Origin of the sequence: Methylibium sp. Pch-M (genome assembly GCF_004136295.1) — a bacterium.
Taxonomy (GTDB): domain Bacteria; phylum Pseudomonadota; class Gammaproteobacteria; order Burkholderiales; family Burkholderiaceae_C; genus Methylibium; species Methylibium petroleiphilum.
Map to the genome: position 1 here is coordinate 51,152 of NZ_CP029606.1, position 12,355 is coordinate 63,506.

Consider the following 12,355-nt stretch of genomic DNA (forward strand, 5'->3'; position numbering starts at 1 on the left):
ACCCAGCGCCTCTCACTGCGACGGTGGCTGCTTCGACAGGAACTGGATGTAGGCCACCAGCTCCCAGATCTGCTCGGGCGTGAAGGCATTGCCCCATGGCGGCATGATGTCCGAGCCGCGGCGACCTTCGCTGATGGTCTTGTAGGCATCGGCCGCCACGAACTTGCTGTTGCCCTTGAACGGCGGCGTCTTGCCGCCCTCGCCCTCGGCGCCGTGGCAGTACGCGGAGCAGGTTGAATTGAAGCGCTTCTTGCCGGCCTCGATGCGCGCGACGTCGTTCAGATCGAAACTCGGTGCGGCAGCGCCGCCGGCAGGCGCCGACTCGTCGGCGGGCTTGGGCGGCGGCGTGCCGATCGCCGGACCGACGGCACACGCCAGCACGGCGGCGAGGGTCACGAGGCGGGGACTCAGCAGGCTCTTCATCGGAAAGACTTCCTTCGTTCTCGTTTCACAAGGTCAAGGGGGAGGACGGCCACTAACCGTCCTCCCCGTCACGGCGCCACGAGCGCCGTGTTCAGAACATCACGCGTCGAGCATCAGTCGACGGCGAACACCAGCAGTGCAGCGCCACCCGGCAGGTTGCGGATCTGCGGGAAGGCTCCGGTCAGGAAGCCCGGCGCGTGCGAGCCCAGGCCGGTCGGGATCGCAATGTACTGCTTGCCCTTGACCGAGTAGCTGATCGGGCCGCCGCGAGCGCCCGAGCCGGCCGCGAACTTCCACAGCTCCTTGCCATTGTCGGCGTCGAAGGCGAACAGGTTGCCGTACATGTCGCCGGTGAACACCAGGCCGCCGCCGGTGGCCAGTGCCGAGCTGAGCGGCGGCATGTCGAAGCGCACCTTCCAGGCCTGCTTGCCGGTCAGCGGATCGAAGGCGGCGAGCCAGCCGTCGGCCTTCTTGCCCGGAGGATCGGTCAGCTTGATGTCCGACAGGCCGAGCGACAGACCGCCGATGCCGGGCACCGGGCCCTGCTTCGCGCTGGTCACGAAGTTGCAGACCTCCATGCCGTGCGAGTACCAGAGCTTGGTGTTCGGGTTGTAGGCGCCGTGGTTCCAGCTGCGCGCACCCAGCAGGTTGGGACAGTGCAGCTTCTGCTTGTCGGTCTCCGGGTACACCGGGTCGATCGGCAGGCCGGTCTTCGGGTCCACGCCCTTGGCCCAGTTCATGTTCTCGGTGTACTGCCACGCATTGCGCATGGCGCCGGTGTCCTTGTCCATGACGTAGACGAAGCCGTTCTTGTTCAGGTGAACGAGCACGTTCTTGCCCTTGCCGTCCGGCACCAGCAGCGCCTCGTAGGCCGCGTCGAAGTCCCAGGTGTCCATCGGGACTTCCTGGCGGTGCCACTTGACCTTGCCGGTCTTGGGGTCCAGCGCCAGCAGCGTGGCGGTGTAGAGGTTGTCGCCCTTGCGGTCGTCGTGGTTGAAGTCCGGCGCCGCGTTGCTGGTGCCGATGTAGATGGTGTCGGTCGTCGGGTCGTAGGTGCCCGGCAGCCAGGCCGAGCCGCCGCCGACCTTGCGGCTGTCACCGGGCCAGCTCTTCGGGTCGTCCTTCGGCACCTCGAAGGTCCAGGTGCGAGCGCCGGTGTCGGCGTTGACGGCGAAGATCTTGCCGATGATCGGCTGGTCGCCGCCGGTGGTGCCGCCGAACAGCGTGTCGCCGGCCAGCTGCGGCGGCGACGAGAACAGCGCGCCGTAGTCCTTTTTCATGTCGCTGAGCTGGGTCGACCACAGCTCCTTGCCGGTCTTCTGGTCGAGCGCGACGAAGCGGCCGTCCAGCGTGCCGATGAACACCTTGCCGCGGCCCACGGTGACGCCGCGGCTGGCCGAGCCGTAGAACACTTCCTTGACGATCGGGTCGAGCTTGGCGGTGTAGCGCCAGATGATCTTGCCGGTGGCCGCGTCGAGCGCGAACACGTTGTTGTCCGGCGCGATGGTGTACATGACACCGTCGATCACGATCGGCGTGGCCTGCAGGCCGTGGGTGATGGTGCCGGGTTGGTGGATCCAGGCCACCTTGAGCTTGCTGACGTTGGACTTGTTGATCTGGTCCAGCGGGCTGAAGCGCCACGCGTTGAAGCTGCGGTGGTACTGGGGCCAGTTGTTGGGGTCATCGAAGCCGGGGCCACTGCCCGCAGCGCCCGCGGGTGCCGCGGCGAACAGGCCGACGGTCAGGGCCGCGGCGAGTGCCGCCAGCTGTTTCTTGTTGCCGCTGGGAAAGTGATTCATCTCATCGTCTCCATGGTGGTTTTTTAGGTGCTTCTCGTGCGCCGACACACGGTATCGCAGGAGCCCCGGGCACCACAAAGGCAGTTTCCATGCCACGCGCCGCAGAGGCCTCGCAAGCGCTCGGGCCGCGTCACGCTGCAGATGTCGCGGCGCGACGATCGGCGCGACACGTGTCGCAGCCGCGGCGGCGCCGAGCGCGCGCCTCGGCATCCGGGCGAGCGCATGCGCTGCGATGGCGGGTTCGCGCCAACACAGCGCCCCACCGATTTATTGCGTTTCCCTATCCGGTGACTCACGCCATGAATACGGGAATTCGTCCTGACATTTATTACGCGGGAAATTATCCCGGGCCGTGCCGGGTCGGGAATTAATCCCTGCCGAAATGGCATGTGTCCTGCAGCCCAAGGCCGCGCAGGCAGTTTGTCGCTATCCCGCAAATTGCCTGCCGGACCGGTCGGCCGCGTGCCTGCCGAATATATGGAGACAAGGGACGGGCGCCACGCGTCGTCCCACAACGAGGAGCAAGACAATGTCGATCAGAACCACGGCGCTGCTGACGGCGACGGCCGCTGCGTGCATCGCTGCAAGTGCCGCCGAGACCGGCAACTGGCGCGAGTACAACGGTGACAAGGCGGGTTCCCGCTTCGAGCCGGGCGTGAACGTCACGCTGCAGAGCGTGAAGTCGATGAAGGTGGCCTGGCGCGTGCCACTGCCCGGCAACCAGTTGCCGATCGACAACCCGGAGCTGCGCACCTGGGTCAACCAGTCCACGCCGCTGGCGGTCAACGGCGTGCTGTACTCCAGTTCGCCGCTCGGCATCGTGACCGCGCTCGACGGCGCCACCGGCAAGACGCTGTGGACCTGGGACGGCGGCGGCTGGGCCGACGGCACACCGCCCAACCTGGGATTCATCAGCCGCGGCGTGACCTACTGGGAAAAGGGCGAGGACCGGCGGCTCTTCGTCGGCACGCCCGACGCCTACCTCGTCGCACTGAACGCGAAGACCGGCAAGCCGATCGAGAGCTGGGGTGACAAGGGTCGCATCGATCTGACCAAGGGCCTGCGCCGCCCGGTCGACCGCTCGCTGGTGAGCCCGACCACGCCACCGATCATCTGCGGCGGACAGGTGATCCCCAGCCTCGCCGTCCTCGACTCCTTCGCGATCGGCCGCGACCCGCTGAAGAACCACCCGCCCGGCGACGTGCGCGGCTTCGATCTGATGACCGGCAAGCAGAGCTGGGTGTTCCATGCGCCGCCGCAGAAGGGCGAGCCCGGCAACGAGACCTGGGAAGGCGACTCGGCGCAGTCGACCGGCGGCATGAACATGTGGACGCGCGCGAGCTGCGACGACGAACAGGGCCTGGTCTACCTGCCGCTGTCGACGCCGGCGAACGACTTCTACGGCGGCCAGCGCAAGGGCGACGGCCTGTTCGGCGAGTCGCTGGTGGCGCTGAACGCCAAGACCGGCAAGATCGCCTGGTACTACCAGATCGTGCACCACGGCATCTGGGACTACGACCTGCCGGCCGCGCCGAACCTGATGGACCTCACCGTCGACGGCCGCAAGATCAAGGCCGCGGTGCAGGTGACCAAGCAGGGCTTCGTGTTCGCGTTCGACCGTGTCAACGGCAAGCCGATCTGGCCGATCGAGGAAAAGGCGGTGCCGCAGTCCACCGTGCCCGGCGAGAAATCGTCGCCGACACAGCCCTTCCCCAGCAAGCCCGCACCGTTCGTGCAGCAGGGCGTGACCGAGGACGACCTGATCGACCTCACGCCCAAGCTGAAGGAAGAGGCAAAGAAGATCCTGGCGCGCTACAACTACGGCCCGCTCTACTTCCCGCCGACGCTCGACAAGGCCGGCACGCTGGAAGTACCGGGCGTGCTCGGCGGTGCCAGCTGGGTGGGCGCGGCGCACAACCCGAAGTCCAATGTGCTGTACGTCCCGTCGTTCACGATCCCGTTCGGCATCAAGCTGAAGAAGGGCACGACCGGCGTGTACGACTACACCGGCACCTGGGCCGGCGTCGGTGGTCCGGACGGGCTGCCGCTGTTCAAGCCGCCGTTCAGCACCGTCACCGCGATCGACATGAACACCGGCAAGCACCTGTGGCGCATCCCGGCCGGCCGCGGCCCGGTCGATCACCCGGCCCTGAAGGACCTGAAGCTCGACCGCGTGGGGGTGCCGCGCCAGAGCCACATCGCGCTGACCGAGAACGTGCTGTTCCTGGCACCGGAGGGCACCAACAGCGTCATCGGCCTGTCGGCACGCGGCAACGCGCTGATCACGCAGGCCACGAAGGAGGAGCCCGAGCCCTTCCTCTACGCGCATGACGCGAAGACCGGCGCGCTGGTCGGCGAGGTCCGTCTGCCCGGCGGCGTGTTCGGCAACCTGATGACCTACGCGGCTGGCGGCAAGCAGTTCGTCGTCGCGCCGATCGGCGGTGCCGGCCTCCCGGCCGAACTGGTGGCCGTGCAGGTGAACTGATCCGGCCCGGCACGAGGGGTGGGTGGCGGGTTCCAGCCCACCCCTCGTCTCGATTCCGCTCCACGACCACGACATCGAAGCTTCTGCATGAGACCCCTCCTCCTGACCTTCACCTTCGCCGCCGGGACCGCGCTGCTGGTCGCCGGGGCCCTGGCCGGTGGCTCGCCGCCGCCAGATCCTGCAGCAGGCGCCGGCCCCGCCGGTGCACCGACGATCGACCTGACCGATCCCGCGCGCATCAGTGCCGGCAAGAGCCGCTTCGACTCCACCTGCGCGGCGTTCTGCCACGGCCACGCGCCACCACTGTTCGTGGGCCGCCAGGACCTGCTGCCCGAATACGCCTTCCGGATGATTTCCGACGGTGGCGGCAGTGCCACGCCGATGCCCCCCTGGGGCGATGTATTCACCCCGGAAGAAATCTGGGAACTGGTGGCTTATCTGAAATACCTGGGCACGCAGAAGCCGGAGTGATATTCACCGGCCGCGGGCCCCGAATATTCCAGCGTGCGCCGATATCGACCGCCGGGTCGATATAGGCGCTGGCGTCGTTCGCCCCTCGTCACCGGACCTGCCCGCGACGGGCAGGCCGCTTCGCACGCACGTGCCCGGACACGCGACATCTGTCGCCTACGCCACGCCGACCGCGCGTTCCGCATGCTCGCCGCGCGGCGGCGACCGCGCTCGACGCATCGCAGCAAGACGCCGTGCGCAGCGACAGGTGTGCTGCATCAACTGTCGCTGCAGTGACACGTACAAACCCTGGAAAGACGCCTGCCGACGCGTGTCCCGTCGGCACGTCGGGCGCACCTGCAGCACACCGCATTCACTCGGGAGCAGGACTTCGACGCTTGTCGCACGAGCGACAACTGTGATGCGGCAGATGCGCCATCGAAACACCGCGCACACCCGGCTTTTCCCGTTGCGTACGAGAGCACGCCCTCATGCAGCGGGGTGTCGTGACGCATGGCATGGATGCTGCAGAAGAGGCCGCACGGCGACACGGCAGGAAGTCGACCGTTCACGACAGGCGAGCCCTGCCATCCACAAGGCAGGGACTGCCCTTACCTAACAAAACCAGGAGACACAATGGACAAGAAAGCCACCGGCATCTCGGCAAAGCAGCGGCGTCTCGCCGCCACTGCAACAGTCCTCGCGCTGGACTCCGGCGCAGCCGCAGCCGCCGACGCCTCGTCGGTCCAGATCTTCGGCATCATCGACGCTGGCGTCCTGACCCAATCCAAGTCCGCCGCGGGCGGCCGCCTCACGCGGCTCGAAACCAGCGGCCTGCGCCAGAGCGTGTGGGGCCTCAAGGGCACCGAGGATCTGGGCGGCGGCCTGAAGGCCTTCTTCAACCTCGAGTCGCACTTCGACACCGACACCGGCGGACTGCACGGCACCGGCGACAACGGCACGCCCGCAGTCGGCACGGTGCTCTTCCGTCGTCAGGCCAACGTCGGCCTGTCCGGCGACTGGGGCACGCTGATCCTGGGCCGCCAATACGGCCCCGCGCTGCTGGCGCACATCGGCACCGAGCCGCGCGCGTTCAAGGAGCAGTTCTCCAACCTCTACGCCTGGGCCTACAACCAGCTCGAGCCGATCGCCGGTGCGGGCAGCGTCAACAGCAACAACGACGTCGGCATCTTCTTCAAGAACTCGATCCACTACCGCAACACCTTCGGCCCGGTGACGGCCGGCGTGCTGTACTCGCTGGGCGAGCAGGCCGGCAGCACGTCGAACAACTCGATCCTCGCGCTGGGCCTGAGCTACAGCGGCCCGGTGACGCTGTCGTTCTCGCACGAGTTCATGAAGGACCAGATCACCGGTGAGAAGGTGGTCAAGCACACCGGCGTCGGCGCCGCCGTGCCGTTCGGCGACTTCACGTTCAAGGCGAACTTCCTGCGCGGCGAGAACAACAACGCCGACGGCACGACCAGCTCCAAGGTCAACGGCCTGGGCGTCGGTGTGGACTGGAAGTGGCACCCGATGAACAACGCCACCGTCGCCTACTACGACAACAAGGACAAGGAAAACAAGTCCAACCACACGAAGAACCTCGTCATCAGCAACGACTACTTCATCTCCAAGCGCACCACGATCTACGCGCAGGCTGCGTTCGTCGACGCCGACGCCGGCGCCACCGGGGCCGCCGCTCTGAAGACCAGCATCGTGGCCGACGGCAGCTTCAAGCCGGACGCGAAGACGACGTTCATCAACGTCGGCATCAACCACAACTTCTGATCTTCCAAAGAACACTTTCGTCAGTGTCTTGAGGCCCGCGTTCACGCACCGCTCCGGCTGTGTGGGAACCCGGGCCATTTTTTTGGCGAACAACACGACGTACCGACCCCTACGCGTACGCGACCAGGAGACTCAACGATGATCCGCTTCACCCCCTCCCGCGCGACCGGGCTGCGCACGCGCGCCGCCTGCGTCAGCCTCGGCCTGCTCGCCCTTGTCTCGATCGGCCAGGCGCAGGACGCCGAGCCGCCGCTCGGCGTCAACGTGCTCGAAGCCACCTTCAAGTGGCGCCCGAACTACGTCAGCAACGACATGCTGCTCAACGCCGACAAGGACGCCAACAACTGGCTGCACTACGGCAAGGACTACCAGAACACGCGTTTCAGCGCCCTCACGCAGATCACCACCGACAACGTGAAGAAGCTGGTGCCGAAGTGGAACCTGTCGTTCGGAGTCAACGAGGCGCAGGACAGCCAGACCACCGTGGTCAACGGCCGCATCTACGTGACGGCGAGCCAGAACAAGGTGTTCTCGCTCGACGGCGTGACCGGCAAGATGCTGTGGAAGTACGAGCGCTCGCTGCCCGGCGACCTGGGCCCGAAGCTGTGCTGTGACGCGGTGAACCGCGGCGTGGCCGTCTACAAGGACATGGTCTTCATGGCCACCCTGGACACGCACGTCGTCGCGCTGAACAACACCACCGGCCAGGTGGTGTGGGAACGCAAGATGGGCGACTACCAGACCGGCGAGATCTACACCTCGATGCCGCTGGTCGCCAAGGGCATGGTGATCGTCGGCAACTCCGGCGGGGACGTCGGCGCCAACGTCGGTCGCATCACCGCACTCGATCCGGCCACCGGCAACACGATCTGGGAATTCAAGACGCGCCCCACCAGCGCCGACCACCCGCAGGCCAAGACCTGGGCCAACGACTCGTGGAAGACCGGCGGCGGCTCGGCCTGGCTCACCGGCACCTACGACGCGAAGACCAACACCGTGCTGTGGGGCGTGGGCAATCCGGCGCCGGACTTCGACCCCAGCGTGCGCAAGGGCGACAACCTGTACACCAACTCGACGGTCGCGCTCGACGCCGACACCGGCAAGATCAAGTACCACTTCCAGTACACGCCGAACGACGCCTGGGACTACGACGGCAACAACGAGATGATCCTCGTCGACGACGACAAGGGTCGCAAGGTCTGGCTGCACGGCGACCGCAACGGCCATCTGTACTCGATCGACCGCACCAACGGCAAGTGCAACTGGGTGGTGCCGATCGCGCGGGTGAACTGGGTCACCGGTTTCGGCGACAACTGCCGCCCGATCGTGAACCCCGACAAGGTGCCCGGCTACGACCGCATCGCGACCGACATCGCGCCGATCCTCGACGGCGGCAAGGAATGGCACCCGGCCGCCTACAGCCTGCGAACCAAGCTGGTCTACGTGCCCTTCATCGACAGCTCGATGGACGTGCAGGCGAAGAAGTCCGAGTGGAAGAAGGGCGAGTGGTTCCTGTCGTCGAAGGTGCTGAAGGCCAACCCCTACACGGGTGGCGTGAAGGCCTTCAACGCCACCACCGGCGAACAGGTCTGGACGCGCCCGCAGAGCACGCCGGCCACGAGCGGCCTGCTCGCCACGGCGGGCAAGCTGGTGTTCTCGGGTGACGCCGAAGGCTACTTCAGCGCGCTGAAGGACGACACCGGCGAGGAGCTGTGGCGCTTCAACGTCGGCTCCGGCATCCACGGCAACCCGACCACCTTCACGGCCGACGGCAAGCAGTACGTCGCGATCGTCTACGGTCCCGGCGGCGGCAGCCTGTGGCCGCTGGTCTACGACGAGCTGTTCAAGCGCAACAACCGCGGTGGCGGGATGATGGTGTTCGGCCTGTCCGACTGAGCCTACGGCGGGGCGCGGCGGCTGCCGCGTCCCGCCGACCGCATCGATCATGACAACCTCTATCCGACCTCTTGCGCTCGCCGCGCTGATGGCCGTGGCCGGCATCGCCGGCGCCGCCGATGCGCCCGCGATCGCCGCGCTCAAGGTCTGCGTCGACCAGGACGACCCGCCGTTCGCCGCCGAGGCCACGCCCGAGCGCGGCATCGACGTCGAGGTGGCCCAGGCGCTGGCGAAACAGCTGAACCGCCCGCTGCGGCTGGTGTGGGTGCAGGTGCCCAACCGCGGCGGCATCGGCAAGGCGTTGCGTCAGACGCTCGCCGCCGGCCAGTGCGACGCCTACCTCGGCATTCCGCAGGGCCCCGACATGGCCGGCGAGCTGGCCGAGCGCAAGCTCACCCAGTCGGGCCCCTACCTGCTGCTCGGCTACGTCGCGGTGGCAGCGCCGGGCCGTCCGGCGCCGACCGCCGCCAGCCTGCGCCGTGCACGCAAGATCGGCGCGGTCTCGGCCACGCCGGCCGATCTCTACCTGCACCGCATGAGCCTGCCGCGCGCGCCCTTCCCCGGCAGCGCGGCCCTGCTGGCCGGCCTGAAGTCCGGCGAGATCGACGTGGCGCTGATCTGGTCGCCCTGGCTGGCCGACGACGCCGCGAAGGGCTACGTGCGCGGCACCGAATCCTTGGGCGACGCCGACCTGGTGACCGGCCTGACCGTCGCGACGCGACGCGCCGACGAGGCGCTGACGCGCGACATCGCGGCCGCCGTGGATGCCCTGCGCGGCGAAGGTCGCTTCGACGCGATCGCACAAGGCCACGACCTGCCGAAGATCACCCCGCCCTGACCCCGAACTGCCTCCCCATGACCGTGTTTCCGACCGTCCTGACCCCCATGCGTCTTCCTTCGTTGCGGCGCGCGCTCGCCGCCCTGCTCATCACCGCGCTGCCTTGCGCCGCACCCGCCTTCGGCCCCGGCGGCCCGGGCGCCTCGGCCCCGGCCGCCGGCACGCCTGCGGCCACGACGGCGCCCGCCGAACTCGGTGCCGCCGACCTCGAACGCCAGGGCAGCGAACTGTTCGGCCGCAACTGCCAGCTCTGCCACAACTCTCGCGGCAAGGGCGGCAAGGGGCCGCAGCTCATCAAGGGGGCCTGGGGCCCGGGCGGCGCGAACAGCGACGACTACATGTTCGGCATCATCAAGAACGGCCGGCCCAACACGCAGATGGGCGGCTTCGGCGGTGCGCTGAGCGATGGCGAGATCCGCGTGATCATCGCCTTCCTGCGGGCCGAGTCGGTGCGCGTGAAGGCCGCCGAACGCAAGGCAGCCGACGCGGACTACGTGCCCTGGTAAGCAGGCCGGGGCGGCATCGCGCCGCCCGGCCACCGCTCGATCAGGCGCGCCTCACTTCAGCAGGTCCCTGATCGCGTCGAGCCCGGCCTTCGCGCACTGCTCGTCCTCCTCGGGCGAGCCACCGCTGGCGCCGATGCCGCCGATGTGCGCACCGCCGGCCATGATCGGCAGCCCGCCGCCGTAGGTCACCACGCCGGGCGTCCAGGCGAAGCCGGGCACCACGCCGGGCCTACCGTCCTTGCCATGGCTCAGTTCGGCCGCGGTGCCGGTGGGGAACGGGAAGTTGGCCGAGGTCTTGGCCTTGCGCACCGCGATGTCGGAGCTGCCGAGGAAGCTGCGGTCCATGCGCTCGAACAGGATGGTGTTGGCGCCGGCATCGGCGATCGCGATCGCCATGCGCCAGTTCTTCTGCACGGCCAGCGTCCGGCAGGCTGCAGCGGCCTTCTGCGCCGCGTCGAGCGACAGCACCGGCGCCTTCTCGAGCGCCTGGCCCGAGGCGCCGCACAACAACAGGCCGCTCGTCAGAACGGCCAGGGTGGTGATTCGAATCTTCATGGGGGAACCTGTGTTGGGGTTTGTCTCCTGCGGCGGACCGTCGCACGCTCGCGCGTTGCGACACCGCCCCACCCTCACAGTGCAATGACCGTGCCGTGCCGCGACGGCGCGTGCCCGCCGTGCGGTGATGTCACCGGACCCCGCGAAAACAAAGGCCGGGCGGGCCGCGACGGCCTTGCGGTGCGACATGGCCCTGGCTCGGCGCGTGTCGCACCGGGCGAGCCGATGCAACACCTGTGGCGCGGCCAGGCGCAACGCTGATCCGCTTCATGAAAGCTTAAGAATCGGAACGTAGCCTGCGCCACAGGCGAGCCGCAGTCCCCGCGTTTCGCCGGCGACCGGGAGCGTGCTCCCGCACGTGCTCCGCTCCCCAGACAGGCCACGCCGATGAAGACCACGACAACCGACGCCTCTGCGCCGCTGCCCCTGTCTCTGCCGCTGCACCGTCCCGTGCGCCTGCGCCGGGTTGTCGAGTGGCTGATGTCTGCAGTCGTCGCCTGTTTCGGCGTCTACCTGATGCTCGAGTAGCCGTTCCAGCGCGCCGCCGCCGGTGCCCACGGTACCGGCTCCCAACCTCGGGCGTCCGGGCTCGGTCGCAGCCAGCGGCCTCCTGGCCGCCTTCGCTTCCCCGGCGATGTCCCGGCGTTCCGCTGCGCCGTCACGAAGTTGTCATCCAACAATTCCATAATTATCGAAATGTTGGATGACTTCCCCTCCAAATGCTCCTCGAGCGAGCCCGCGCCCGAAAGGCCGACCGATGAACGAGAACACCGCCGTCGCATCACTCGCCGCGCTGTCCCAACCGATGCGCCTGCGCGTCTTCCGGGCCCTCGTGGGTGCGGGGCCCCAGGGCATGACGCCGGGGGCCCTGTCGGCCACGCTCGACGTGCCGGCCTCCACGCTGTCCTTTCACCTGAAGGGACTGCTGGTGTCGGGCCTGGTCTCGCAGGAGCGGGACGGCCGCCATCTGATCTACCGGCCAGAACTGGCCCACATGAACGAACTGCTCTCCTACCTGACCGCCCACTGCTGCCAGGGCCAAGCCTGCGATCTCGTGCCGGCCGCCGGCTGCACGACCTGCTGAGACCTCGAACCCACTCTTCCGAAACGGACCCGACCATGCCCGACAAGCCCCACAACGTGCTCTTCGTCTGCACGCACAACTCTGCCCGCTCGATCCTGGCCGAAGGGCTGCTCAACCACGCCGGAGACCGACGCTTCAAGGCCTACTCCGCCGGCAGCCAGCCGGCCGGCGCCGTGAACCCGTTCGCCCTGCTCACGCTGGGCAGGATGGGCATCCCCGCGGACGGCTATCGCAGCAAGGACTGGTCGGAGTTCAGCCGGCCCGGGGCGCCGGAGATGGACTTCGTGTTCACCGTCTGCGACAACGCCGCGGGCGAGGTCTGCCCCGTCTGGCCCGGCCAGCCGATGACGGGCCATTGGGGCGTGCCGGATCCTTCGGCGGTGCAGGGAAGCGATGAAGAGAAGGCGCGCGCCTTCTGGGACACCGCGGTCATCCTCAAGCGGCGCATCGACCTGATGCTGACCCTGCCGATGGCGTCGCTGGACCGATTGGCGATCCAGCGCGAGATCCGGGCCATCGGCACGCGCTGAT

General features: G+C 67.9%; 12 protein-coding genes. 9 read left to right on the top strand and 3 right to left on the bottom strand.

The annotated features are described in order from the left end of the window. Positions 1 to 12: 12 nt before the first annotated feature. Complete coding sequence (locus C1M51_RS00240; RefSeq protein WP_129447721.1) at positions 13 to 423, bottom strand: cytochrome c; 411 nt, start codon at positions 421 to 423, stop codon at positions 13 to 15. Positions 424 to 536: 113 nt separating this feature from the next. After that, complete coding sequence (locus tag C1M51_RS00245; protein ID WP_011829194.1) at positions 537 to 2,222, bottom strand: PQQ-binding-like beta-propeller repeat protein; 1,686 nt, start codon at positions 2,220 to 2,222, stop codon at positions 537 to 539. Positions 2,223 to 2,751: 529 nt separating this feature from the next. Here C1M51_RS00245 and C1M51_RS00250 point away from each other — a divergent pair. The 6 genes from C1M51_RS00250 (at position 2,752) to C1M51_RS00275 (ending at position 10,185) form a co-directional block, all read left to right on the top strand. Beyond that, positions 2,752 to 4,707 carry a pyrroloquinoline quinone-dependent dehydrogenase gene (locus tag C1M51_RS00250; protein WP_129447722.1) on the top strand — a complete coding sequence of 652 codons (1,956 nt, stop codon included), beginning with the start codon at positions 2,752 to 2,754 and terminating at the stop codon, positions 4,705 to 4,707. Between the two features lie 87 nt (positions 4,708 to 4,794). After that, the gene (locus tag C1M51_RS00255) at positions 4,795 to 5,178 is read left to right on the top strand and encodes a cytochrome c (protein ID WP_129447723.1); all 384 of its coding nucleotides are present in this window, start codon (positions 4,795 to 4,797) and stop codon (positions 5,176 to 5,178) included. Between the two features lie 615 nt (positions 5,179 to 5,793). Then, positions 5,794 to 6,945: a porin gene (locus C1M51_RS00260; protein WP_129447724.1), complete on the top strand. Its 1,152-nt coding sequence runs from the start codon at positions 5,794 to 5,796 to the stop codon at positions 6,943 to 6,945. A 138-nt stretch (positions 6,946 to 7,083) separates the two neighbouring features. Further along, positions 7,084 to 8,841, top strand: a complete 1,758-nt coding sequence (locus tag C1M51_RS00265; RefSeq protein ID WP_129447725.1) for a methanol/ethanol family PQQ-dependent dehydrogenase — start codon at positions 7,084 to 7,086, stop codon at positions 8,839 to 8,841. Positions 8,842 to 8,890: 49 nt separating this feature from the next. Next, positions 8,891 to 9,679 carry an ABC transporter substrate-binding protein gene (locus C1M51_RS00270; RefSeq protein WP_129447726.1) on the top strand — a complete coding sequence of 263 codons (789 nt, stop codon included), beginning with the start codon at positions 8,891 to 8,893 and terminating at the stop codon, positions 9,677 to 9,679. A 17-nt stretch (positions 9,680 to 9,696) separates the two neighbouring features. Beyond that, positions 9,697 to 10,185 carry a cytochrome c gene (locus C1M51_RS00275; protein WP_207207781.1) on the top strand — a complete coding sequence of 163 codons (489 nt, stop codon included), beginning with the start codon at positions 9,697 to 9,699 and terminating at the stop codon, positions 10,183 to 10,185. 51 nt (positions 10,186 to 10,236) lie between these two features. Here the strand turns inward: C1M51_RS00275 and C1M51_RS00280 are convergent, their stop codons facing one another. Beyond that, on the bottom strand, positions 10,237 to 10,740 hold the full coding sequence (locus tag C1M51_RS00280; RefSeq protein ID WP_165349618.1) for a heme-binding protein: 504 nt from the start codon (positions 10,738 to 10,740) through the stop codon (positions 10,237 to 10,239). A 387-nt stretch (positions 10,741 to 11,127) separates the two neighbouring features. Between C1M51_RS00280 and C1M51_RS18930 the strand changes: the two genes are divergently transcribed. The 3 genes from C1M51_RS18930 (at position 11,128) to C1M51_RS00290 (ending at position 12,354) form a co-directional block, all read left to right on the top strand. Beyond that, positions 11,128 to 11,268: a hypothetical protein gene (locus tag C1M51_RS18930; protein WP_165349619.1), complete on the top strand. Its 141-nt coding sequence runs from the start codon at positions 11,128 to 11,130 to the stop codon at positions 11,266 to 11,268. A 229-nt stretch (positions 11,269 to 11,497) separates the two neighbouring features. Then, positions 11,498 to 11,824, top strand: a complete 327-nt coding sequence (locus C1M51_RS00285) for a helix-turn-helix transcriptional regulator (protein WP_129447728.1) — start codon at positions 11,498 to 11,500, stop codon at positions 11,822 to 11,824. A gap of 35 nt (positions 11,825 to 11,859) precedes the next feature. Then, entirely contained in the window at positions 11,860 to 12,354 is a 495-nt protein-coding gene (locus tag C1M51_RS00290) for an arsenate reductase ArsC (RefSeq protein WP_129447729.1), read from the top strand. Position 12,355: the final 1 nt, after the last annotated feature.